This window comes from Numidum massiliense (assembly GCF_001375555.1).
GTDB lineage: Bacteria > Bacillota > Bacilli > Thermoactinomycetales > Novibacillaceae > Numidum > Numidum massiliense.
The window spans coordinates 724,262-748,104 of the sequence record NZ_CTDZ01000009.1 but is presented as its reverse complement, the minus strand read 5'-3'; the positions used below and the strand labels follow the sequence as shown (position 1 = coordinate 748,104).

21 protein-coding genes are annotated in these 23,843 nt (G+C 52.8%); 7 read left to right on the top strand and 14 right to left on the bottom strand.

Going from position 1 to position 23,843, the window contains the following annotated elements:
• Window positions 1-40: 40 nt before the first annotated feature.
• The 4 genes from menB to BN1247_RS04090 are packed head-to-tail and all read right to left on the bottom strand — an operon-like array spanning window position 41 to window position 5,049.
• On the bottom strand, window positions 41-862 hold the full coding sequence (gene menB, locus BN1247_RS04105; RefSeq protein WP_054949258.1) for a 1,4-dihydroxy-2-naphthoyl-CoA synthase: 822 nt from the start codon (window positions 860-862) through the stop codon (window positions 41-43).
• Window positions 859-1,677 (bottom strand): 2-succinyl-6-hydroxy-2,4-cyclohexadiene-1-carboxylate synthase, encoded by an 819-nt coding sequence (gene menH / locus BN1247_RS04100; protein WP_054949257.1) that lies wholly within the window; start codon window positions 1,675-1,677, stop codon window positions 859-861. Before menH ends, menB begins: the two co-directional genes overlap by 4 nt.
• Window positions 1,661-3,628, bottom strand: coding sequence for a 2-succinyl-5-enolpyruvyl-6-hydroxy-3-cyclohexene-1-carboxylic-acid synthase (gene menD, locus BN1247_RS04095; protein WP_074011043.1), 1,968 nt, complete (start codon window positions 3,626-3,628; stop codon window positions 1,661-1,663). The genes menH and menD overlap by 17 nt, the downstream gene beginning before the upstream one ends.
• Complete coding sequence (locus tag BN1247_RS04090) at window positions 3,625-5,049, bottom strand: isochorismate synthase (protein WP_054949256.1); 1,425 nt, start codon at window positions 5,047-5,049, stop codon at window positions 3,625-3,627. The genes menD and BN1247_RS04090 overlap by 4 nt, the downstream gene beginning before the upstream one ends.
• Window positions 5,050-5,404: 355 nt before the next feature.
• On the opposite strand from BN1247_RS04090, the gene BN1247_RS04085 reads away from it, so the two are divergent.
• A complete protein-coding gene (locus BN1247_RS04085; RefSeq protein ID WP_054949255.1) occupies window positions 5,405-6,349 on the top strand; it encodes a 1,4-dihydroxy-2-naphthoate polyprenyltransferase in 945 nt (314 codons plus the stop codon).
• An 82-nt stretch (window positions 6,350-6,431) separates the two neighbouring features.
• Here BN1247_RS04085 and BN1247_RS04080 read toward each other — a convergent pair whose 3' ends face one another.
• Complete coding sequence (locus tag BN1247_RS04080; protein WP_054949254.1) at window positions 6,432-6,776, bottom strand: c-type cytochrome; 345 nt, start codon at window positions 6,774-6,776, stop codon at window positions 6,432-6,434.
• Between the two features lie 338 nt (window positions 6,777-7,114).
• On the opposite strand from BN1247_RS04080, the gene BN1247_RS04075 reads away from it, so the two are divergent.
• The 4 genes from BN1247_RS04075 to ctaG all read left to right on the top strand — a co-directional run bounded on the left by BN1247_RS04075 (window position 7,115) and on the right by ctaG (window position 9,971).
• Window positions 7,115-7,684, top strand: coding sequence for a DeoR family transcriptional regulator (locus BN1247_RS04075; RefSeq protein WP_054949253.1), 570 nt, complete (start codon window positions 7,115-7,117; stop codon window positions 7,682-7,684).
• Between the two features lie 100 nt (window positions 7,685-7,784).
• Window positions 7,785-8,399, top strand: a complete 615-nt coding sequence (locus tag BN1247_RS04070; protein WP_054949252.1) for an SCO family protein — start codon at window positions 7,785-7,787, stop codon at window positions 8,397-8,399.
• 12 nt (window positions 8,400-8,411) lie between these two features.
• Window positions 8,412-8,855 carry a FixH family protein gene (locus BN1247_RS04065; protein ID WP_054949251.1) on the top strand — a complete coding sequence of 148 codons (444 nt, stop codon included), beginning with the start codon at window positions 8,412-8,414 and terminating at the stop codon, window positions 8,853-8,855.
• Window positions 8,856-9,059: 204 nt separating this feature from the next.
• Window positions 9,060-9,971, top strand: a complete 912-nt coding sequence (ctaG, locus tag BN1247_RS04060) for a cytochrome c oxidase assembly factor CtaG (protein WP_074011240.1) — start codon at window positions 9,060-9,062, stop codon at window positions 9,969-9,971.
• A 152-nt stretch (window positions 9,972-10,123) separates the two neighbouring features.
• On the opposite strand, the gene pdxS is transcribed toward ctaG, so the two are convergent.
• Window positions 10,124-11,056 (bottom strand): pyridoxal 5'-phosphate synthase lyase subunit PdxS, encoded by a 933-nt coding sequence (pdxS, locus tag BN1247_RS04055; RefSeq protein WP_082415784.1) that lies wholly within the window; start codon window positions 11,054-11,056, stop codon window positions 10,124-10,126.
• A gap of 328 nt (window positions 11,057-11,384) precedes the next feature.
• On the opposite strand from pdxS, the gene pdxR reads away from it, so the two are divergent.
• On the top strand, window positions 11,385-12,902 hold the full coding sequence (pdxR, locus tag BN1247_RS04050) for a MocR-like pyridoxine biosynthesis transcription factor PdxR (protein ID WP_054949249.1): 1,518 nt from the start codon (window positions 11,385-11,387) through the stop codon (window positions 12,900-12,902).
• Between the two features lie 184 nt (window positions 12,903-13,086).
• Here the strand turns inward: pdxR and BN1247_RS17595 are convergent, their stop codons facing one another.
• Window positions 13,087-13,236: a DUF3789 domain-containing protein gene (locus BN1247_RS17595; RefSeq protein WP_147675175.1), complete on the bottom strand. Its 150-nt coding sequence runs from the start codon at window positions 13,234-13,236 to the stop codon at window positions 13,087-13,089.
• 267 nt (window positions 13,237-13,503) lie between these two features.
• On the opposite strand from BN1247_RS17595, the gene BN1247_RS04045 reads away from it, so the two are divergent.
• Entirely contained in the window at window positions 13,504-14,349 is an 846-nt protein-coding gene (locus BN1247_RS04045) for a C40 family peptidase (RefSeq protein WP_054949248.1), read from the top strand.
• A gap of 204 nt (window positions 14,350-14,553) precedes the next feature.
• Here BN1247_RS04045 and BN1247_RS04040 read toward each other — a convergent pair whose 3' ends face one another.
• The 7 genes from BN1247_RS04040 to BN1247_RS04010 form a co-directional block, all read right to left on the bottom strand.
• Window positions 14,554-16,146, bottom strand: a complete 1,593-nt coding sequence (locus tag BN1247_RS04040; protein WP_231633127.1) for a serine hydrolase — start codon at window positions 16,144-16,146, stop codon at window positions 14,554-14,556.
• A 12-nt stretch (window positions 16,147-16,158) separates the two neighbouring features.
• Window positions 16,159-17,361, bottom strand: coding sequence for a phosphopentomutase (locus BN1247_RS04035; protein WP_054949247.1), 1,203 nt, complete (start codon window positions 17,359-17,361; stop codon window positions 16,159-16,161).
• A gap of 1 nt (window position 17,362) precedes the next feature.
• Complete coding sequence (locus BN1247_RS04030; RefSeq protein WP_054949246.1) at window positions 17,363-18,517, bottom strand: YhfX family PLP-dependent enzyme; 1,155 nt, start codon at window positions 18,515-18,517, stop codon at window positions 17,363-17,365.
• Window positions 18,518-19,026: 509 nt separating this feature from the next.
• Window positions 19,027-20,322, bottom strand: a complete 1,296-nt coding sequence (locus tag BN1247_RS04025) for an IS110 family RNA-guided transposase (protein ID WP_054948550.1) — start codon at window positions 20,320-20,322, stop codon at window positions 19,027-19,029.
• A 174-nt stretch (window positions 20,323-20,496) separates the two neighbouring features.
• Window positions 20,497-21,567 (bottom strand): aminotransferase class V-fold PLP-dependent enzyme, encoded by a 1,071-nt coding sequence (locus BN1247_RS04020; RefSeq protein WP_054951478.1) that lies wholly within the window; start codon window positions 21,565-21,567, stop codon window positions 20,497-20,499.
• A gap of 31 nt (window positions 21,568-21,598) precedes the next feature.
• Window positions 21,599-22,513, bottom strand: a complete 915-nt coding sequence (locus tag BN1247_RS04015; protein WP_054949245.1) for a phosphotriesterase family protein — start codon at window positions 22,511-22,513, stop codon at window positions 21,599-21,601.
• A 17-nt stretch (window positions 22,514-22,530) separates the two neighbouring features.
• Complete coding sequence (locus BN1247_RS04010) at window positions 22,531-23,826, bottom strand: YhfT family protein (RefSeq protein WP_054949244.1); 1,296 nt, start codon at window positions 23,824-23,826, stop codon at window positions 22,531-22,533.
• Window positions 23,827-23,843: the final 17 nt, after the last annotated feature.

The following is a 23,843-nucleotide window of genomic DNA, read 5'->3' as shown; positions in this document are numbered from 1 at the left end:
CAGCCCGATGAGTTTCCCCACCGAGCTGCTGCCGTTTTTTTTACGGAAAGCGCGGAAACTGCCCGAAGTTTGGTTGGCGCTTCTCTTTAAACGCATCGCGTCCTTCTTTTGCTTCCTCCGTCGTGTAATACAACAGCGTCGCGTCGCCGCCGAGTTGCTGTAGACCGGCGAGACCGTCTGTGTCAGCGTTAAACGACGCTTTCAAAAAGCGAAGGGCGGTCGGCGATTTCTCCAACATTTCTTGTGCCCACTGCACCGTCTCCACTTCCAGTCGCTCGAGGGGTACGACCGTGTTGACGAGTCCCATGTCGAGGGCTTCTTGCGCCGAATACTGGCGGCACAAATACCAAATCTCCCGCGCTTTTTTGTGTCCGACGATGCGCGCCAAATAACCGGCACCGTAGCCAGCGTCAAAACTACCTACCTTCGGACCCGTCTGTCCGAATACGGCGTTGTCGGCTGCAATCGTTAAGTCACAAACGATATGTAACACGTGCCCGCCGCCGATGGCATAGCCGGCGACCATGGCGATGACCGGCTTCGGAATGGCGCGAATGAGCCGTTGCAAGTCGAGCACATTCAAGCGCGGAATGTTGTCCTCCCCGACGTAACCGCCGTGACCGCGCACTTTTTGGTCCCCACCGGAACAAAACGCCTTATCCCCTGCACCCGTTAAAATGATCACACCGACACTCGCGTCATCCCGCGCCTCCGCAAATGCGTCGATCAATTCGACCACCGTTTTCGGACGGAACGCATTGCGCACTTCCGGGCGGTTTATCGTAATTTTGGCCATTCCTCCGTATGTTTCGTACAAAATATCTTCGTACGCTTTTGCTCCTTTTTCCCAGGCAACTGTCACTTTTTCTCCACCTCTCTAAAAAAATCTAACACTATTGTATCAAAAATAGACGGTTGTTCCACGTGCACCGTGTGACCGGCCTCCGCGACGACTTCTACTTCTGCCCCCAGCACGCGCGCAGCAATCTCCGCGGCGATCAGCCGGAACTTGTCGTCTAAGGCGCCGACGACACACTTGAGCGGCATCTGTAACTGCGGTAGCTCCTCCCACAGCGGACGCTGCGCCCCCGTGCCCATCCCGCGCAAACTGCCAGCGAGACCGATGACATCATTCTGCAGCCGTTGTTCGCGCAAGCGGGCACGCACAGCCTCCGGTAGGCGCTGCTGCGAGCGAAACAGCGGCAACGACTCCCAGCGGTCGACGAACGCCTCGATCCCGTCTCGTTCAATCGAGGCGGCCAAACGGTCGTCGCGCTGGAAGCGCGCTTCTCGCTCTGCCGCGGCTGCAAGGCCGGGCGAACTGCCTTCCAACAGGAGTGCCTGCACCCGCTGCGGATAGCGGACGGCAAACGTCAACGCCAACCGACCACCCATTGAATACCCGAGCACGTGTGCGCGTGAATAGCCGAAGTGGTCGAGGACGGCGACCAAGTCTGCCGCCGCGAGATCCATATCATACCTCGCTGCATCCCGCGGCGCGTCGGAGCGCCCGTGACCGATGACGTCGACTGCGAGGAGGTGAAAGTGGCGACCCCACGACGCAAAAAACGGCTCCCACGTCGCCGCCGAACCAGTGAACCCATGTAATAACAAGAGCGGTGATCCGACACCGTATGTTTCGACGTTCAACTGAATACCGTTAATCGCGAGGCGCATGGCGAACGCCCTCCTCCTGCCCGGCAGCGGCGCGGTCAGCAGTGGCACAATCATTTGATACTCCTTGGGGGTACACCGCAGCGGTGCCATCTCCTGTCAGTTCTCCCTTAATCGCATCTGACACCTCGTGCCAAATCGCCCGGTGTTCCTCCGCATTCGCCGTACGCGCCGTCGGTACTTCAATTATCGTAAGACCGTCAGCTGCGACGCCCGCATCGACCGCGCGACGAAATGCCTCCCAATCGGTTACCCGGCAGTAAGAGGCACCGTACAGCGCGGCGGCGTGTGCGTAATCGAGACCGAGCGGCGTCCCGAACAGCGTCTCGAAATGCTTCGGATTTGCGGCCTGCGGTAAGAAAGAAAAAATGCCGCCGCCGTCGTTGTTCAGTAAAATAATCGTCGCCTTAAGCCCGTAAAGCTTGGCCATAAGCAACCCGTTCAAGTCGTGGTAAAAGGACACGTCGCCGATGACGAGCACGAGTGGCCCGCCAGCTGTACTCGCCCCGAGCGCACTAGAGACGACTCCGTCGATCCCGTTCGCCCCGCGGTTGGCCAGCGTGCGCACCCGCTGCGCACTATTCGCAAAGAACGTGTCTAGGTCGCGCACAGGCATACTGTTGCCGACGTAAAGGACAGCCTCGTCCGGCAGCAGCGCCGCTAATTCGGAAAACACGCGCCCTTCAAACAAGTGATCGTTAGCAAAGTGAGCGACCTGTCGCTGTACTTCCGCCTGCGCGATCGCATTCAAACGGATCCAGCAGTCAGCCCACCAATTTGCCCACATCGTACAGTCCCTTCCGTCCGCAAGACGCGTACCCCCATCTTCCTTAACCTGCTTACCGCAAGAAGGAACCTCCCCTAGCGCCCTCCGCGGACCGTCGGCAGCTGCACCAATTTTCGTCGCTATCGCCTCGCAAAAGCGCGTTTCGTCTGCATAGACGATATCGGCAGCGAGCAATGTCGGCTCGCGCCAGCCCGCGCCGCCGTCGACGACGATTTGGCGGCAAGACGGGTGAGCCTCTAAGTAGCGCAGCAACGCCTTAGAGACGGGCATTGCGCCGAAGCGGAGCACGACGTCCGGCGCTAAGCGGCGCACAACTGCCTGTTCGCGCAGAAAGGCGTCGTAACCGTCAATGACGAGCGCCTTGTCGTGCGTACCGTAGCGCACTTGTGACAACGGATCAGCGAGAAGTGGGAAGGAGAGGCGTTCCGCTAACTGAACGACTGCGGGCGCAAAGGCGGGATCGTCGTGAGGCCCGCAGACGATTAACCCACGTCGCGCCCCGCTGAGCACTGCGGCGAGCTCGTCCACTTGCAGCGGGTCAAGTTGGCGGCGGCCGCCCGTCACCCGCACGTAGCTCTTTGTCTCCTCCCGGCCCGCGCGCCACAAGTCGTCGGTTTCGAGAAGGGGTACAAACGGTTCGCGAAACGGAAAGTTCAGGTGTACCGGACCGGCTGGCGCTTCTCCTGCCGTCGCAATCGCGCGCGATGCCGTCGCGCGGACGTACGCGAGCATCGCCGGCGACATCTCCGGCAACGCCATCTCTTGAAACCACTTCACATGTGAACCGAATAAGCCGGTCTGGTCGATCGCCTGCGGCGCTCCGACGTCGCGCAGCTCGTGTGGGCGATCCGTCGTCAGCACGACGAGCGGCACCCGTGCGAGCGACGCCTCCACGACCGCAGGAAAATAATTGGCTGCCGCCGTGCCCGACGTGCACAACAAAGCGACCGGCGCACGCGCTGCTTTCGCCATCCCGAGCGCAAAAAAAGCGGCCGACCGTTCGTCCGCGTGTACCCATGCGTCAAGCTCTGGATGTTCGGCTACGAGCATGGCAAGCGGCGTGGAACGCGAGCCGGGACTGACCACGACATCGCGGATCCCGGAACGGGCCAGCTCGTCGACAAACGCCCCGCTGTACGCGGTGACGACCTCTTCATAAGCAGTCACTCGTCCGTCCCTCCTAGCCCTAGCGCCTGCAGCATCGGACGAAATTTCAAACGCGTCTCCTCGTACTCGCTTTGCGGGTCCGAAGCGCCGACGATGCCGCATCCCGCAAACAGTGACGCTTCGTTGCCACGAATGAGGCCCGAGCGCAGTGCAACGGCAAAATCGCCGTTCCCCCGCCAGTCGAGCCAACCGAGCGGCGCCGCATACCATCCGCGGTCTAAACATTCCAACTCGCGAATATTCGCGAATGACTCGTGCGGATACCCGCCGACCGCTGGAGTCGGGTGCAGTTTTTCCACCAAGGACAAGAGTGTTGCACCTGCACGCGCGCGACCAAAAATAGGTGTGTATAAGTGCTGAATGTATTTTACTTTAAGTAGTTCTGGCACCGCTGGCACATCGACACCGTCGCACGCTGTTGCCATTGCTCGGCGGATCATGTCGACGACGAGGCCGTGTTCAATCCGATTTTTCTCATCTTGCAATAGCTGATTGCCGAGACGGGTGTCTTCCGCTGCCGTCTCCCCCCGCGCAATCGAACCAGCCATCGACATCGTAAAAAACGTATCCCCCTCGCGCTTCACGAGCCTCTCCGGCGTCGCTCCGACGAAGCATTGCTCCCCGCGCTCGACGGCAAATACAAAACTGTTCGGTTGCTGCTGCGACAACCGCTCCAGCACGCGTTCGACGGCAATCTCGCGGTCCGCAGTCAAGCGCAATTCGCGCGCCAACACAACTTTATCCATCCGACCGGCGCGAATATCCCGCGCCGCCTCCGCCACGGCGTCCTTCCATTTCTCGGGCTCAATTTCCTTAGACGCGTACGTCGGATCGCCGTCCGCCTCGTACAGCGGCAAGTAAGTGCCTTTTCCCACAGCATCTAACAGTTCTGCTTGCTGCGCTCGCAAGGCGTCGGCGCGCGCGTTCGCGTCCGTTGCCGCATGGACGACTTCGTTCACAGTCAGCCAACACTGCCCCGCCGTTCGCGTTAGTAAAAAAGTGGGCAAATGAAAAGCAGCATCGGGAAACCCGTGCCACAGTGCCGTTTTGTGCCTTTCTGGATCAAACGAAAACCCACCTAACAACAGTGGGCCAATCGCTGTTACTGTATCTTCCGGCAGTTCGACCACGGCCTCCGCTACTAAGCGCCCCCACTCGCGTTCGACATCGCTAAAGCGTTCCTCACCGTTCGCTTCTATTTCATAAGCTTTACCGATCCCTACGAGAACAACCTCTTGCGCCGGGTCAGTAAAGTATACTCGGCTGCCGCGATCACTGCTTGCAGCGACAAAAAAAGACAGCGGATCGACGGTTGCAACGTTTACCGTGCGGCTGACGAGCACCTCGCGTCCAAGTTGCTGTGCACGACGTGCACCTTCCACGAGTAGCTCACAAAGATCCAGCTGTTTGACGATAGCCACGATATATCCCCTCCTGGCCCACTCTCCGAACACAAACTTTCCTCGTGCTCGAGTGAGCCAACTTCTAGCGTACGTTCAATAGTAAACATGGACAACACGCATTTATTATAACAAAAAAAAGACCCGCTCGTCTGTTCAATTGCACGCGCATACCCGCGGATTGCTAGCGGATTGCTAGCGGATTGCTTTCTGTATCGCGATACGGGCCATATTGACACTGTGGGTTGGATTTCATAAACTTAAACTGACTGTTAATCTGTAGAGCGTTTTCTTACAGAACAGCCATTAAATAAAAGGAATGTTAGAAATGATAAGTCGCACTACGACAAACGTGGGACAGACGAGGGAGAGGAAAATGCAACAACGTTTAGAAAGCAACCAGAAACTGCAAAAAATACCGTACCAAAAGGTGAATTGGCGCGTATGGTGGAAACAGATGCGGCCACACACGTTGACCGCTTCCTTTACGCCGGTCATTATCGGCACCGTACTGGCCCTACCGCACGGATCGATCCATGTCCCAGTTTTTTTATGCATGTTACTCGCTTCCATGATGATTCAAGCAGCGACCAACTTGTTTAACGAATATTTCGACTATAAGCGCGGGCTAGACACAGCCGACTCCGTCGGCATCGGTGGCGCCACTGTCCACTACGGAATCGAGCCGCGCGTCATACTTATCTTAGCGGTGACGTTGTTTGCCGCGACCGTCCCACTCGGCGTATATATATGTATGAATAGTAGTTGGTGGATCGCCGTGATCGGGGTAGCCTGTATGGCAGCTGGCTATTTTTACACGGGTGGCCCTTATCCCGTCGCCTACACGCCCTTCGGCGAGTTGACAGCGGGTATTTTCATGGGACTAATCCTCATCCTCCTTTCGTTCTTTATCCAAACAGGTACGATTACTACCGTCAGTGTCCTCGTTTCCATCCCGATGTCCATATTAGTTGGCAGCATTTTAATGGCCAACAACATTCGCGATTTGCGCGGGGACAAAGCACACGGTCGGAAGACACTCGCCATCTTACTCGGACATTCAGGCGCGGTCTCTTTTTTAGGCGGGATGTTTGCCCTCTCCTACTTATGGATGATCGCCCTCGTCACCGTAGGCTACGCGTCCCCGTGGCTACTCCTCGTCCTCCTCAGCCTCCCGAAAGCGTGGCTAGCCACGCTCGCGTTCGTCGGAAAAACGACGCCGGCCGAAATGATGCCCGCGATGAAAGCGACGTCGCAAACGCACACGTTTTTCGGACTGTTACTCGCTGCCGGCATCGTGTGTGCGCACCTGTTTTCATAAGGTATTGCTAAAAACAAAAGCGGCGCCCACAGTTTATCGTGGGCACCGCTTTTTTATGATACTGACCGTTTATGTAAAGCTGTTATTTTTTGTCCGCTAACCAAGCGGCCAGTTCTTCTGCGTCGTCATCAGACACTTGCGTTTGGGCTTGCATGCCGCCTTTACCGTTTTTAATCACGTCGACGATCTCGTCTTTAGACAGCGTGGCACCGATTTTATCGAGGGCTGGCGCCGAGCCGTTGTTTAACTGATCCCCGTGGCAGGCTATGCAGTTGCTACTTTTAAAAAGCTCTTCGCCAGAAGCGGCGGTCGCATTGCTATCGTCTTTCGCCCCGCCGTCTGCCGCATCGTCTTTTTTACCCCCGCATGCCGCCAAAGCGAGGACTAATAGGCCGACGAACACCCATGTCAATAATTTTTTCCGCACTCCGTTCTCCTCCTTGATTTAACTGTTGCCCGTTGTACACCGAAAAACGAAAACTGCTCTGCACTCCCTACCTAAAGGCTTCTCATTGCGTACGTACCCGTAACATGCACGACAACGTAGCCTTAACCGAAATTGTAATGAAGTCGGTGAACGGTTACAATACCTTTTTAACTTTTTATGTGAAAAATTATCGACACTTCATCCTTCCGATGTATCCTTCACACAATTGCCATCTCTGTCGCTTGAAATCGCATTTCTACATAATCTATGATGGATATGATACTTTTAAGTTGTTATATTATGTGATAACCCATCAAGCTATAAAGGTTGGTTGCTCCATGTTACCGATCGAACGGCAAAGCCGCATTAAACAACTGATCCAGGAAAAAAAACACTTGAAGATTTCTGCGCTAAGTAGAGAGCTCGGCGTGTCGGAAATGACCGTGCACCGTGACTTAAAGCCGCTACTCGAAGAAGGCATCATTATAAAAACGTTTGGCGGCATCACTTTAAGCCAGCAACCGATGAAAAAAAATGTGCCGCAAAGTGCGTGTGTCCTTTGCAGCCGCCCGGTAAACGATCGGCTGTCTTATCGGCTTATTTTAGAGGACAACGCGATCGAATCAGCCTGTTGCGCACATTGCGGCCTCATCCGGCACCGTCAACTCGGCGACACTGTCATCCAAGCGATTTGCCGCGATTTCCTCATGCATACGACGATTGGCGCTGAAATTGCATGGTACGTCATTGATAGCGCTTTGCACATTCAATGTTGTCAACCGCAAGTACTCACCTTCGAGAACAAGCAACACGCGGAAATGTTCGTCAAAGGATTTGGCGGAAAAGTACTGACATTTACGGACGCCACACAGTTTTTGACGACCTCTAGCTGTTGCCATAAACATTAACACACGCGTTCGACCGCGCAATTGCTCAAGGCATGTTGTTTTTTTTCGTTGCTACGGTTTGGGGAAATCTAAACTAAACGATTAGGGATAGGTGATACCGTTGGTTAAAAAATGGCCCGTAGCTGTAATCGTCGCGTTATTCGTTTTTGTCGTCGCCGGCTGTGGGGGTGGCTCCCCGCTCGACAATGCGCAAAGTAACGGCACACAGTCGCAAGAAGAGCAAGAAGCTAATTGGCAAGTTGCTGACTTTACGTACACAGATCAAGACGGGAAAAAATTTGGTCTCGCGGATTTAAAAGGCGACGTCTGGCTGGCAGATTTTATTTTTACGAACTGCGTCACTGTTTGTCCACCGATGACGGCAAACATGGTTAAAATCCAAAAAGCGTTAAAAGATAACGACGCTAATATCCCCATCGTTTCGTTCAGTGTCGACCCGGACGTCGACACTCCGGAAACGCTGCAAAAGTACGCGAAGGAAAACGAGATGGATTTAGCTAGTTGGCACTTATTAACAGGCTATAAGCAGGAAGAAATCGCTGAGTTTTCCCAAGAGAGCTTTAAATCGATCGTGCAAGACGACCCTAATTCCGACCAAGTCATTCACGGCACGAAGTTTTACTTAGTCGACGGCAACGGCAAAGTCGTCAAAATGTACGACGGTTTAAAACCGCCGGTTGACGACATTATTAAAGACATTAAAGCATTAAAATAGGAGGTACTCGCGTTGAAAAAAATCGTAGCGCTTTTCGCTGTCTGTCTACTTGTCGCGACTGGCTGCGCCGCTGGTACGGACGATCAAGCCGGATCTGCGGACGATCACGCGTCGGACGCGCATGCTGATACCGGGCAAGATGACTCCACACCGACAGCGTTAGACCCGATCGAAGTCGCGATCGACTTACCGGAGAAAGTGGCAAAAGGAAAAGCGACAACCATTAAAGCGACCGTCACCCAAGCAGAGGAAAAAGTGACCGACGCGGATGAAGTGCTGTTCGAAGTGTGGCGCGACGGCGAGGATAAACACGATAAAATCGAAGGTAAGCACACGGGCGACGGCGTTTACGCCATCGACAAAACGTTTGAGGAGAAAGGGACGTATTACGTGATCGCACATGTTACGGCACGCGGGATGCATAATATGCCTAAGCAACCCTTTACCGTCGAATAAGTGAATGGAATTGACACTGTCGCGATTTACGGTACAATTTATATACAGAATACGGTTAAGTGTGTCTCGGGAGCCATCGTCCTGTTTTCGCTCAGTCGTTAAGATGATCACGCATACTATCACTGTCAAGCCGCTGTCTTGTCGTTAGCTATACTTACTCGTTACTCGTATCCACCTGTTTAGGAGGTGCTTCTTTTGGTCAGCATGTTTATGGATCAATTCAGCTTTACCGCGTTGTGGAACCCGAGCTTCATGATTTTGACGATCGCACTCGGGGTCGCTTACTTATGGATCGTCGGATCAGCGCGCGAACATATTCCGGGATCTGCCCCCGTACCAAAAAAGCAAAAAGTAACATTTCTCATCGGACTCGTCGTCTTTTACTTTGCGTATGGCGGCCCGCTTTACATTCTCGGCCACGTCATGTTCAGTGCCCATATGGCGCAAATGGGCGTTTTGTTTTTCGTGGCGCCACCGTTACTGTTACTCGGTAGCCCGAGCTGGTTTTTTACGTGGATGAACGAGATACGCGTGTTAAACCGGATCTATAAAGCCGTATTGAACCCGTTTATCGGGCTGATCTTGTTTAACGTCTTATTATCGTTTTACCATTTGCCGAGCTTGCTCGACTTCTTAATGATGAATTACACGTTGCACCGCATCTTTCAGTTTTTACTGTTTAGTACAGCTCTTTTAATGTGGTGGCACATCGTCGCCCCTGTTCCCGACCGCAGCAACCTATCCGAATTGAAGCGTATTGCCTATCTGTTTGGCAACAGCGGTTTGTTGTTACCTGCGTGTGCGATGATTATTTTTGCCACGGGGCCACTCTATGCGACGTATAACGATCCGAACTTGTGGTCACTCGCTTTAGGCTATTGTTTGCCGCCGGGGTCATCTGTACCGCCGGAACTGTTCTCGCAGCTCAACCTGTTTTCACCGGGTGAAGATCAACAATTGGGTGGTATCATTATGAAACTAGCCCAAGAGACGATGTTCATGACCTTCTTGGTAAAGATCTTTACACAGTGGGTGCGGCGGGAGAAAAAAGTGGCCAACATCGAAGAATATCAGCGTCCTTACGCGAGCGCCTACAGTGCCGCGACCAACAAGTAATAAACAAGCTAAAAACACGTCTCTACTGTAACAATCGACTCACAGGTTATTCTCACAGGCTAATTAGGAAACAACGTACCGACACAGATTCGCATCGGTACGTTGTTTTTTTCATAGCTAACTGGTTGGCTCATGCGATTCGCGTCCCCTGTTCACCAACCGCGCGTTTGCATCTGTTTTTCCGGCGCGAGTTGTGCCACGTCGATCCCTGGCATCGCCTCACCTAAATCCGCCGACAATCGGGCGATGAGGGCGTAATCGTCGAAATTCGTAGCTGCGCGTACGATCGCGCGGGCGAATTTTTCTGGGTGGGCCGCTTTAAAAATGCCCGATCCGACAAATACGCCGTCCGCCCCTAAATGCATCATCAGTGCGGCATCGGCAGGGGTGGCCACGCCGCCAGCTGCTAAGTTTGGCACCGGCAACTTACCTGTCTCGTGTACTTGCACGAGCAACTCGTACGGCGCCTCGATCTGCTTCGCTTCTGCCATCAATTCATCCCGCGACATCGCGCGCACCTTGCGAATATCGCTCATCATCGCCCGCATATGTTTGACCGCTTCGACGATGTTACCGGTACCCGGCTCTCCTTTCGTGCGAATCATTTGCGCCCCTTCACCGATCCGTCTGAGCGCCTCCCCTAAATGGCGTGCACCGCACACGAACGGAACGGAAAATTGCGTTTTGTCAATGTGAAACTTGTTGTCTGCCGGGGTAAGCACTTCACTTTCATCGATGTAGTCGACGGCGAGCGCTTCTAGGAGACGCGCCTCGACAAAGTGACCGATCCGCACTTTCGCCATCACGGGAATGCTGACGGCTCGCTGCACGTCTTCGACGAGGCGCGGGTCAGCCATCCGTGCCACTCCTCCGGCCGCGCGAATGTCCGCCGGTACGCGTTCTAACGCCATGACCGCAACCGCCCCAGCTGCTTCCGCTACTTTCGCCTGTTCCGCGTTGACGACGTCCATAATGACCCCGCCCCGCGGCACTTTCAGTCCACCTCGCTTGCCTTTAGCCGCTGTTTCGGTCGCGGGCGACTCTTGCGTGCCCTCAGTCACAGTCCTGTGCTTCTGATTCGTCATTCTAGCCACCATTCCTTCCCCTCATGCATTGTGCGTTATGTGTCGAGCTATGTCCTTGCGTAATGACTTACGTTAATTTATAGTTTATATAGCATTGGTTGTAACAGTAAAGATCACTGTGTAACAGTTAGGGGCGTAAACTGTTACAGCAGCGTTGTAACAGTTTAAATTGTCGCTGCAAAAATCATCGCTACTTTTACGAGCACCTTTAACGCAGTAACGCGGTAACTCTTCCAACTAACCGAAACAATAAAAAAACGTACGCCAATCTATGTAAAGCCAATCCATGTAAATAAGTGGAATATATGTAAATAGGGGAGAATAACTGATGCAAATCGAACTGAACCGGCAGTCACAAATACCGCTCGTCACCCAAATTTATCAAGCGATCGCCGATCGTATTTTGTCCGGCTATTTCACGCCAGGGGGACGCTTGCCTTCCGTTAGGCAATTGGCACAAAACATCAGCGTCAGTCCGGTCACAGTCGTACAAGCGTATAAACGTTTGGAGCAAAAAGGGCTCATTGAACGCATTCAAGGAAAAGGGACGTTTGTTAGCGGCGAAGCGCCAATCGATTCGCCCCGCGACCGTCACAGTACGGACAACGCGCTCGGTGCGCGTCATAGCGACATGGCACCTGACGACAGATTACCTGTCCAAGTCGCCGATTACTTGCACCGTTCGCAATCGTTGCGCTACCATCAAACGGACGCCGCCGCCAACTTTGCCTTGTCCGTCGTCAACCCGCGCCTCCTACCTACCGATTATTTGGCGCAAAACATCAGTCACACCGTTTTACACCATCCGGAAGCACTCGCGGCATACGGGGAAATTCAAGGGGATTTGCAACTGCGTCACGCCATGGCCGACTATTTGCAAAGCCAAAGTGTCGAGGCGCACGCCGCCGAGATTCTCATCGCCAACGGGTCGCAACAAGCGATCGACCTCGTCGCGCGCAGTTTTCTTGGCCCCGGGGATATCGTCGTCGCCGAAGAACCGACGTACACGGAAGCGATCGACGTATTTCGCGGGAGAGGCGCAACAGTCATACCAGTACCGGTGGACGTCGATGGAATGCAAGTCGATCATTTAATCCGCTTATGCGATACGTACACGCCAAAACTGATCTACACCGTTCCGACTTTCCAAAACCCGACAGGCACCGTCCTCTCCTTCCGCCGTCGCTTGCAGCTGCTCGACCTTGCGCAAAGTATGAACTGTATCATCGTCGAAGATGACCCGTGGAGTGAAATGTATTTTGAACAGACGCCGCCGCCCCACATTAAGAGTTTAGATCGGTCCGGAAGCACGATTTATATTAAAGGTCTGAGCAAAATTTTAGCGCCCGGCTGTCGCATCGCCGCCATCGTCGCGTCCGGCAACGTGTTTAACCGTCTACTCGTCGCCAAAACGTTGACTGATTTAGGCAGTCCATTACTTACACAAAAAGCGATTTTGCCCCTTATGCAGTCAAAAAACGTTTTTTCACAACTGGCGCGGCTGCGCGAACACTTAAAACGGCGCCGCGATACGACGCTTGCCGCGTTGGAACGGTATGCGCCACCCGAAGTAAAGTGGCACACACCGAGTGGCGGCTTCAACATTTGGCTCTCGTTCCCGACATGGGTAAACACGAACGACCTGCTGCTTAAAGCCGAAGCCTCTGACATCTCGTTTTTACCGGGTTCAACATGCTACCCCGGCGAGTTGCAATTTAACCATTTGCGCCTCAGCTTCTCTTATGTACACGAAAAAGAGCTCCAAACGGGGATTGAGCGGTTATGCGCGCTCATCGCCGCACACATCTCGGAATTAGACCAGAGGGGACGAACGCCGCAATTTTAGAGTCTGCCGCCAAAAGAGCCGACAGTGAATACATACCATTAGGTAGTAACTCGATGACACATACGGTTACCGCGTGACGATGCTATTCAGGTGATATTACGGTGTGGTTACGGCATTCTTTTCTCACAGTGAACGGCCCCACCACCTTGAGTCTAGGAGCGTGTCCATCGTCTTGTCAATCGGGTTAGTTGTCTCGGTCTGCTTTTTGTCCTTCTTTTCGCTCGAGCTGTTCGTATTTTCGATCTGCAAGCTTTGAAGCTGAAATGAGCGAAAAGATGACTATGCCAAAATACGTCCCCCCTACAAATGCGAGTACGATCCATAACCAACACATAATCATTCTCCTTTTGCCATCCGTATGAAAGTGCGAAGTACCTATAGAACACCTGCTGTTTGGCAGTAAACGAATCCTATCAAGGTAATACACAGTATATTACAAGGACACCGCTTGTAGCTAGTATGCTTACTCCGTTAAAGATACAGCTGACTGAACGCCCACGGTTTCAGACGTGGGTAATCCTCATGTACTTCCCGTTTCACTTTTACACTTGACGTCGCACAGGAAAAACTTATAACATATGGAAGAAGGAGTGTGAAAGATTTGGTAAATAGTAGAATTGTAAAGTTATGTTTTCCCGTTCTTTTCACCTTGTTAACGATTTTCGTCCTCGGAACGGGACAGACAGCAGAGGCCGCCGAAAGTAACGGTCAAAAAGTCGTGGATGAAGCCCATAAGTACTTAGGAACACCTTATAAGTTTGGCGGCACGACGCCGCAGGCGTTCGACTGTTCTGGCCTTATCCAATACGTTTACCGCGAAGCGATCGACTTTCAGTTACCGCGAAGCTCTAGAGAGCAGTGGCAATACGGCACGTCAGTGAGCCGTGCCAACTTACAACCTGGGGACTTGATCTTTTTCAAAGATAAGGAGAAGGATCAGATCACCCACGACGCCATCTACATCGGCAATAACAAAATCATTCACGCCACAGTGAGCAAAGGCGTCAAAATTGACACATTGACAAAAGGTTCGTATTGGGACGTCCGTTATGAAGGTGCCAAACGATACCGCACGGTTGCAGATACGCCGTTAATTAAAGAAGCGAAGGCGCTGTTAGGCACGCCGTATAAGGCGGGCGGAACGACGCCAACCGGTTTTAACACGTCTGGGTTTACGCAATACGTGTACAAAAAGGCGTTGAATACGGCGCTACCACAATGGGTCGACCAACAGTGGGAAACAGGCTCAGCTGTGAGCAAAAGTAACTTAAGGGCCGGTGACCTCGTCTTTTTCAGTACGCGCACTGACGGCCAAGTGAACAATGTCGGACTTTACTATGCGAATGGCCAGTTTTTTCACGTCTCGACTGCGGACGGAGTAAAAATTGCATACATAACGAGCGACTTTTGGAAGGATAAATATAAGGGTGCACGAAGAATTAAGTAACCGAGGAAACGAAAACGAAACTACGAGAGATCCATGACTTTCTTCAGAAAAAAGACGCCGTCCCGTAAGTGGACGGCGTCAAGTAATTTCCATTGAAAGATAGATTTGAGTGAACGGTTAAGTCAACTAGAACGGAAAAGATGCCTCTGTTGCCTCTTCCCGTAGCAATCATCGACCAGCTGCCGTCGCCGGCAGCGGTAACGTCTACTTGTTCGTCTGAGCGAATGACTCGTAGACAGTGTCAGCGATGTTCCGCGTCAACGCAAACGTACTGTAATAACTGCCGCTCTCCCGCGGTCCGTTGTTTTGCTTGTTCGTCAAAACGACGATTTGTAACCGGTGCACCGGATCGAAGATCACCTGGGTACCAGTAAAGCCGGTGTGGCCGAAAGCTTCTCCAGAGTGCTGGCTCCCCATGTAACTTCCGTTTCGTTCCCAGCCGAAGCCGTGACCGAACCGCTGCTCAGCCGTAAATGTTGCCACAGTTTCACTGTCGTATAACTTGTTCGTCCCGTATCCCCCGCCGTTAAGCATCGCTTGACCTAACACAGCCAAATCTCGCGCCGTCGAAAAGAGACCGGCGTGCCCAGCGACCCCTTCGTTTGCGTAGTAACTGTTCCCGTCGTTCACTTCCCCGATAAGCGTATAATCCCGCCAACAACAAAAATCGTCTGCATCCTCTTCCACATAATAGCCGAAGTTAGGATCGTCAACCATTTTGTACTCGTACGGATTTCCCCAAGAAGTGGCGGCAATCCGCTGTTTCAAACGATCAGAAGGGTTGAACATCGTATCCTGCATCTTTAACGGGGCGTATATGTTTTTTTCGAGATATGCATCGAGTGGCTCACCCGAAACTTCTTCAATGATGAAACCTAGCACCATGAAGCTAAAGTCGCTGTATGCCCGCTTCGTGCCGCTCGGATATTCCAGTGGCAGTTCGTTAATATAACGACGCACTTCCCGTTCGTTTTCCGCATAAAAATAAGTCGGTTTCCACGGTGTCAAACCCGATGTATGAGTAAGCAAATCGGCAATCGTAATGTGTTCTTTTCCGTTGGCCGCGAAATCGGGCATGTACTTGGCGACGCTGTCCTCTATACGTATTTTCCCTTCAGCGACGAGCTTCATAATACCTTGTGTCGTTCCCATCACTTTTGTCACAGAGGCGAGGTCAAAAATTGTCGATGTCGTCATCGCTCGCGGATTGTCGAGTAACTGCCCCATGTCGTATTTGTAAGCTAATCCGTACGCTTTTTCTTTAACAACTTTATTATCTTTAGCTACCAAGACGACTGCCCCGGGTGTGATCCCTTCTTCGATCGCTTCCTCGACGATCCGATCGATCGCTGCTAATTTGCTGCTATTCATACCGACTTGTTCCGGAGTCCCGTCGATCAGTTCAGGATAAGGTACAATCACTTTTGGCACTTTCGCGCCGTTATTTGTGCGTTTTACTATTATATCGTTAAGCCCGTCTAGTAGATAGGCGCCGACATCAATTTCAATATGCGATTTCGGTTTCCCTTTCGTGTGCGGAGAAATATCGACTCGCCTGCCGTTGATGAAAATGTCGATATTGTGTTTCACCTTTTTTCCAGTTGCTTCTAATATTAACGTGCCCCGCCCTTCGTGGGCAAAAAAACGCCCTTCTTTGGATACCTCGTGTTTATCCAACAGTATTTCTAGCTGACCGGCAATCGTCGGTTGTCCCTTCGCATCCACTATTCCGCCGGAAAAAGAAAAAGGCAGCACACACAAAGCAGCAACTAATACGACAGCGACATACTTTTTCATCTCTCTTCCTCCTTACGCATATGTGATTTTAAAAACGTCGGCTAAAAAACTACTCCCTGCTTCCGTCGGTGGCAGTCCAAAAAAATCGCTCAACGTCGCGCCGATGTCGGCCATCGTGGGACGCGTGCCAATCGATGTCCGACTTACCTTCGGTCCAGTGATGAGAATCGGGGTATACTCGCGTGTATGGCGCGAATGCCCGATCGTCGGGTCGTTTCCGTGATCGGCGGTTACGATCAGTACATCCTCGGCACCCATTTCTGGAATAAACGCCGCTAGCCATCGGTCGGTCTCATTTAAGAGTGAGGCGTACCATGCGGGATCTTCTTTGTGGCCCGCCAAATCCGTCTCTTGCACTGTGACGAGAAAAGCGGCATCGCTTTGCTCCCGGTGGTACATTTCCTCCAACGTACTTAGAACGGATCGCGTCTCGACGATCGATTGTGCCGGACCCGTGCCGTACAACACATCCGCTGTTTTGCCGATGCGGTGCACGCGTATGCCGTGCTGTTCGGCGATGTAAGGAAACTGTCGCTCGACAGTGACACCGTGCCCCATGTGCCGCACACAATACCCTTCTCCGTATACGTTCGCCCGCGGACTGTCCACGCCCCACTGATTAGGTTCGTTTTCTTTGACGACAGACAAAATGTGGTCAATCGATGTATACGGCCCACCGAGGGCAATGACGCGACTAACATCGACGACGCTGCGCACGACTTTGCCTAAGGCGACCACTTCCGGAAAAGGCATGCGTGTCAAATCGGCCGTCACGTTAATGATGTTCCCTACTTCAGACTCGATATTGTCGGCGACGACAGCCGCTTCGTTCACTAATAAGACGGGGCGATCCGCCCACGGCTGGCGTACGCGATAACCCGCCTGCTCGATCGCTTGAGCCACAGTTAAGTGGACATCTTTCATTAATCGTTTGTTCGGCTTGCGTGGGATGCTCCCGACGAGCTCTTGGTGGCCCATGAACGTATCGGCGCCGTAGTGCGCCAAGGCAGCCTTCCCATACGCGCCTCGCGGCTCACCTTTTCCATCGACCAGTTGATTTAAACCGAGGGTGTACATCGTCGAGATGTGTAATGCCGCTGTTTCGCGAATGTGTCGGTACGTATGGGCGCCGCTATCTTCCGGTTTCACTTCAGAACAGTCGGCCATCGCGCCGATCCCGAAACTGTCAAGCACGAGCAACACGATTTTTGCCATACTATCCTCTCCTTTGCAGATGGACGATTTCGGGTTGGCCTTCGCGAACGCCGCGAATTAACGCGACGTGTGCACGGGTGACAAATATTTGCGTACGGAAGGCGTATACTGCGGTGTCCCCCGCCTGGACGTCTCGTTCCGGCTTAAGCGCACCGTAATAGTCAATATTCTCCGGAGAAAGTGGCGCCGCAGGAAGAATGTTGTCGACGATGTCCGCTGGTCGGTTGGACACAGCTGCTGCCGCGACGTGTGAGCGCGTGTAAAAGCCTCCGCCGATGACGTAGATATCATCGTCATCGCGATGAGACACTTCTGTCACATAAACGATTGCCGGCCGCTCGGGTAAAGGATGCATTGCGTGAAGCGGCGTCGTCCCCGTTAAGGCGTGCCCCGGTTCTCCGTGCGTGATGCCAGCGCGGTGTAACAGCGGGATCGTCGTACAGCTCGTGCCACTCGGTCCGTTAATTTGTGTGACACGAATCCCGGCCTGCGCTAGCGCCTGGTTTGCCAGCAGCAGCGTTTCGGCATTCGGGGTTAACTGCATCTCATGCTTCTGTCCGTCCATCAACAGCACGGGAAAAGAGGTGACGCCGACGATGCGAATACCGGGCAATCGTTGTAGCTCAGGCAACATAGCGGACAGTTCCTCCAGCTTAAACCCTCCGTATTGCCCCGGGTAGAGCGTATCTCCGCTTCTTACGACGCGAAGGAGAACTGGCTGTACACAGCCGAGCCGCTCTGCCGCCATAGACAACTGCCGCGCACGCGTCAAGGAAAAAACAGTCACGACTTCCGGCTTCAGTCGCAAAATGTCCCCCCATTCGGAACGGCCAGGTTGCACTAAATGGCCGACGTGACCGAGGCGAACCCCTGCTTCGGATAAGATGCGCGCTTCTGCGACATCTACCGCGACCGCTTGTGGGATTCCGTGCTCAGCTACCCAGCGGGCAAAGGCGGGGACACGCCCTACTTGCTTACTCATAAAGTACAGTTTTACCCCGTACTGCGCCGCCTCATTCGCGAGCAAGCGCGTGTTATCAGCGACGGTATCGAGGTCGATGAGGTAAGTATTCGGTGGGATGTCCCCCGCTTGATGGAGCTTGACAGCGGCACGCATGAGGTCCGGATTGCGTCGTCTAGTCGTATTGAGGAACACGAGCGAACCCTCCCCCGATCGCCAATTGGCTAAGCCAACCGTTGTCCGTCGATTGTGTGCGAACTCTCGTAAATTGACCCATCGCATGTAACATATGGTTTCTCTCCCACTATAAATTAGTTTTATCTCGTGTTTCCTCACTCATTCACCGTATTTCAGCCCTTGACATTTGAGTGTGATGGATAATAAGTGCATAACTGTGTTTTTATGGGATCGGGGTTTGGTGCGGGAACAGAGAAATAACACTAAATTCCATATTCCCCCAGTCATTATGCGATGATCGCACCCTGGATCTCCACTTTCACCCTTGCGGTTTACCCTCCCATGTCACACGGGGTCTATTGCCCTTACATTCCTTCGTTCTACCTCTCAAGGGGTGGAGGCCGCTTCTTGCTCCCTTACTGGGTCGTTGCCCTTATGGAAATTGTACTGCGGCTACTCCGTGCTTCAGTTGTCTTTGCCTTCCCTACGGAAAAACTTAAGGTCACACGACGATTGGCTAATTCGTTTTAAGCAGCCATCTGTAACTGTTGCTGGCGCACTGGACCCAGAACATCCTTCGCATCATACGCAATCTGCCTCGTACCGAGCGTATGCAGAACTTTGATCAGTTTGCAGCATAGGGCAATAAGCGATTGCTTCTTTTTCAGGGGATTGTGACGACGTGTCGTGTAGTAACGATGCATCGCTTTAAACTCGGCATTTTTAGCGACCATCGGGAGGACACATCGGAATAGCAGGGCACGTAACCTTGCACGTCCTCGTTTACTAATACTCGCTTTCCCCTTCTTCTTGCCTGAGCTATTCTCTTTGAGATTCAACCCCGCCAAGCGGATGATTTGTTGCCCGTGGTCGTAGTCATTTAAATCACCCACTTCTGCTAGAAAACCAGCGAGTGTGACAATGCCCACACCGGGAATGGTCATCATTGCTTCGGTACCGGGGATTTTCTCAAGCAGTTGCTCCACTTGCCGCATGATCTCTTCTAGTTGGTCAGCTAACAAGGTGTACTGATCTAGCAGCATCGAACATTCAATCTTCGCGGCATACATGCCTTCTGTAAGCCCGATAGAAGTTGTCGCTACTTTCACCAACTTCTCGGCGCGCTTTATCCCGACAGCCCGCTTCACTTCCGATTTCCAATGCTTGAGAATGGCTTCGGCGCCTAAAGCGACAATCTCATTGGGCATTGGAAATTCACGCAAGGTCATTAGCGATGCTTTGCCTTCCCAGTCTTTAAACACTTGATGGTACTCAGGGAAGAAGCGGTCTAGCCAGTTCTGAATACGCAGTTTTGCTTGATTAAAGTTCACCATTACTTTTTCTCGCAGGTTCATGATGATCCGTAAATCGGCATAAACCTGTGTCGGGAACTTCGGTTCAGCGTAGTGACCGTTGCGGATAAGATCCGCGATCACTTTGGCATCTTTGTAGTCGTTTTTCGTCGGTGAGTTGTCTTCCAACTCTTTACTTCGGTTGACATGATGTGGGTTAACCACAACGACTTTGATGCCTTCTTCTTTTAAAAATGCCGCTAAAGGAAACCAATAGTGTCCAGTTGGTTCAACGCCAAACAGCACATCTGTTTTGTTGTGAACCTGTTTTAAGTCCTTCATCCACTTCACCAGTTTGGTTAGCCCTTGGTGCGTATTCTCGAACACGCAGTCTTTTCCGAGTTCGATCCCCCGAAAGTCGATCGCACGAGCGACGTGTGTCTGCTTGGCAATGTCTGCCCCAACGATTAAGGTTTTTTCGGTCATGCGTAAAATGCGTTGATTTTTCTTCTGTTTCATCTTATACTTCATGTGAGTGTCTCCTTTTGCCTTGGGATGAATGAGTGTAGCGCTACATTCTAACCCAAGCTTACTGGAGGCACTTTTTTTGTGCAAACCTCAAATTAATTCATTACAGGAATGGCTCCCTTTGTACAATTTCCCCTATAATTTCCCATCTAAATGATTTTTCCACCTCCGTCCGAGTTAAGTGACTCTTGCAATCGCGTCCCGTAAAATGCGTAGGACTGTATCCGCTCCTGCCTTCATCGGGTTGATGCGTAGACCGTATTCGCTAAGCTCTGGTCTACTTTCTAGAAAGCTTCCCGACACGCGGTAAATCATCGGTAATACTTCGTATCGCGACTCGGCCCCCACCGGATAAACGACAGCTCCTAACGCTTCACTGGCAGCAATCACCTTTTTAGCCACAGGTGCCTCCAGTTCGACGATGACGTTTTTCGATTGCGAATTCGTCACGTAGGCCGTTTTTATACCAGGTACCCCTTCATTTAGCAGCTCGCACAAGCGTTCTACTTGTTCGTTTTGTACGGCTAGTGTCACAGGTGCTAAAGTCAGGGCGCGTAACACTTCCGTCGCCTCCGGTCCTTGCACTTGACTTCCGCCCGAGTAATTACGTCCGCGGACCACGTCAATGGCTGCCTGTTTGCCGACGATGACACCGATCCCTTCCGGACCGAGCAGTTTAAACGCCGAAAAGGTCGCGTAATCGGCACCGAGTTCCACACCGCTTTGCGGCACTTTAAACACGCAGTAGTTATCGTCGACGACGATCGGTAAGTCGGGGGCTACTGTTTTTACGCGTCGAATAACTTCTCCCAAATCGTATGTGTCGGTCGGCTGTTGCCGCGCGTGCTGTACATAAAACAGCTTGCCTTCCGGATGGCACCGGAGTGCCTCTTCCACCGCCGCTAAGTCGTTGTAATCGACGACGATCGGTGTGAGAGACAACGAGCGCACCGTTTCTTTCGTCGTCGTGTACATCGGGGCGCGATGGACGAACATCGCGTCCCCAGGCTCAAGCAACGCCGCCAGTAGCTGGCGAATTGCCCCGGTACCAGCCCCACGGACGAGCGCTGCTGCTTCCGTACCGAACACGTCAGCGAGTACGGCTTCCACTTTTGCCGTTCGCCGCGGCCGCTTCACGAGCGGATGCACCCCGACATCTCCCATCTCTAGCATTTCCTCGCCGCTGAAGTGGCGCGAAATCGTATCTACTAACGCAAATTGTCGTTCTTTCGCCTCATTGACTGTCATCGACTGCAGAACGGATGACCGATATGTCACATTAATCTCCCTTTCGATTCAATGCTCGCGCCGGATTGTCTACGAGTAGTTGATGCACGTCGCCTTCTGTCAATCCCGCCTGGCGCAGTTTCGGTACGAACGAACGGAGAACGAGGGAGTAGCCGGATCCACCGTGTTGTTCCCAGTGAGACTTGCGCGTGAGGTCGGCCGAAAGCAAAATTTGCTCCCCGTATCCCCGCTCCCATAAAGACAACAGTGTACGCAACCGCTCCTCGTCTGACCGGTAGTTCGTCTTGCCGATCGTGTCGAAGCCGACGTACGCGCCAGCTTCGGCGACGGCGAGAACTTCCCCTTCGTCGCCATTCAAATCTTGGTGCCCAATAATAACCTGCGTCATCGGCAAGTCGAGACGCTGAAACAGTTCAACTTGAGCCATCGCCATCGTGCCGAGCGTCGTATGTGTCGTAACTGGTAGCCCTGTCGCCTTGGCTGCAAGAGCTGCCCCTGTCAATAGCGCTTCCTCAATCGGTTTGATTTCGCCGCGACTACTTCCGACTTCTCCGATGATCCCCGGATAAATACCGCTGTCATCAATCCCGTTCACCACCTCGCCCGTGATATGGGCAGCGAAGTCGTCCGCCTCCCAGCCGATCGTTTTATCCGGTAAGAAAGGATCTTTATAAAATCCCGTGCTAGCGATGATGTGGACATTTGTCTGCTGACTGAGCTGTCTCAGCAACGTGACGTTTCGTCCCATACCTTCATTCGTCACTTCCACAATCGCCTGTCCGCCAGCGCGGCGAAAAAGCTCTAATTCCAGTCGCATCCCTTCCGGATCGTCTAATACGGTGTCCGGGTCTTTCTTTACTCGCGACAAGTCGATACACAAATGCTCATGTACGGAGCAAACCCCGAGCTCTGACGGTTGGATCGATCCGGTGACTGTCTGTATCATGCGAGTCTCCCCTTTCCTTATTGCGGTGGCGGCATTAAGCCGACAAGTACGAGTAAGTTCGCGATAATCCCGACTGCAATTGCGCCGATCGGCCCGACAGCCATGCGTACGATCGGACGTCCTGCGATTTCATTCAGCAAATAAAAGCCAGCAATCATGAAAAATCCGAATCCCGGGGCAATCGCATTCGCGGCGTTCGCGCCACCAATCAGCAGCGCCACTTCTAAAATGCGCGTCATCGCGGTGCGAATGTTCTCACCCGACTCCCGTACACCTGGGTATTTGTCGAGAAAGCGCGCGATGTGGCTGAGCAACATTACTTCGGCAAAAATGACGACCGCGCCAACGATCCCGGCCAACCAAGCATTCGGTATTAACAAGCCGACGACAAACACGAGCGTAAACCCGACCGGCCCGTACACACCGGTCGCAATCGCCGTACTAGCGACGAGCGGAATAAACCCTACAGCACGTGCCAACGCCGCAATAGCCGCATCCGTCTGCTTCCCTTCCGCCAATAAATTGAGGGAAATCGGGTCACCAGCCATAATTAATAAACTCGTACCGGCAGCGACTAGTCCGCCCATTAGCATAAAGTAGACGACATTTTTACGAATGCGACTGACGCGGTCACTAAAGACGGCTGCCAAATCGATCGTTGCACCTTCTGTGGCCGGCTTTTGTCGAATGGCGTACGTGAAGAGGAAAATCATCCCCGTAATGAGAGCCATCCCTTCTTGGTTTAAGGTCACCGTCGTACCACCAAAAGTTAAAAACCCACTTTCGTTAAACCAAACAGCGAGTTGCCTCACGAAAGCTGACACCAAAAACGTCCAAATACCTTTTTTTACGCTAAACTGGAGAGCAACTGCCAGTGCCGGGAACGCCATAAACGTGACGACTACTGGCGTACCAACCTCACCCATCTGTTCGAGAAAATTCACCGGCAAATAATCAAACAGTTTCACAAACCCTTCCAGCCCAGCGAACAAAGCTGCCCCGTAAGCACCGCCAAAAACAGCTGCCAGCGGTGTGCCCCACTTGTTGTTCGGTGTCGCCAGTCCAATAATGTCTGTCCCGAGCATTATGCTGTGAATGAGAATAATGCTAGCCGTCAACGTAAACGGAATCCCGAACCCGATCACCAGACCAAACCCCATGGCAAAGGAAGTAAGCGCCAATTCCCGCCGACTGAGACGCCCTTCGATATGTTCGGGTACGATGGGACGCAAACCGTCGTTAAAGACGGCGATCCCCTTGTTTGCCAATACCGCAGCGAGTGCCCCGACTAAAATGACGATAATCATTTCCATGGAAGCTTTCCCCTTTC

Bases quoted from the DNA above. Each gene is read 5' to 3' on its own strand.
- menH (WP_054949257.1), bottom strand. From the start codon at position 1,677: ATGCGCCTCGCGATTAACGGTATTCAGTTGAACGTCGAAACATACGGT.
- BN1247_RS04085 (WP_054949255.1), top strand. From the start codon at position 5,405: ATGCAACAACGTTTAGAAAGCAACCAGAAACTGCAAAAAATACCGTAC.
- BN1247_RS04075 (WP_054949253.1), top strand. From the start codon at position 7,115: ATGTTACCGATCGAACGGCAAAGCCGCATTAAACAACTGATCCAGGAA.
- ctaG (WP_074011240.1), top strand. From the start codon at position 9,060: ATGTTTATGGATCAATTCAGCTTTACCGCGTTGTGGAACCCGAGCTTC.
- pdxS (WP_082415784.1), bottom strand. From the start codon at position 11,056: ATGACGAATCAGAAGCACAGGACTGTGACTGAGGGCACGCAAGAGTCG.
- pdxR (WP_054949249.1), top strand. From the start codon at position 11,385: ATGCAAATCGAACTGAACCGGCAGTCACAAATACCGCTCGTCACCCAA.
- BN1247_RS17595 (WP_147675175.1), bottom strand. From the start codon at position 13,236: ATGTGTTGGTTATGGATCGTACTCGCATTTGTAGGGGGGACGTATTTT.
- BN1247_RS04040 (WP_231633127.1), bottom strand. From the start codon at position 16,146: ATGAAAAAGTATGTCGCTGTCGTATTAGTTGCTGCTTTGTGTGTGCTG.
- BN1247_RS04035 (WP_054949247.1), bottom strand. From the start codon at position 17,361: ATGGCAAAAATCGTGTTGCTCGTGCTTGACAGTTTCGGGATCGGCGCG.
- BN1247_RS04025 (WP_054948550.1), bottom strand. From the start codon at position 20,322: ATGAAGTATAAGATGAAACAGAAGAAAAATCAACGCATTTTACGCATG.
- BN1247_RS04020 (WP_054951478.1), bottom strand. From the start codon at position 21,567: ATGACAGTCAATGAGGCGAAAGAACGACAATTTGCGTTAGTAGATACG.
- BN1247_RS04015 (WP_054949245.1), bottom strand. From the start codon at position 22,513: ATGATACAGACAGTCACCGGATCGATCCAACCGTCAGAGCTCGGGGTT.
- BN1247_RS04010 (WP_054949244.1), bottom strand. From the start codon at position 23,826: ATGGAAATGATTATCGTCATTTTAGTCGGGGCACTCGCTGCGGTATTG.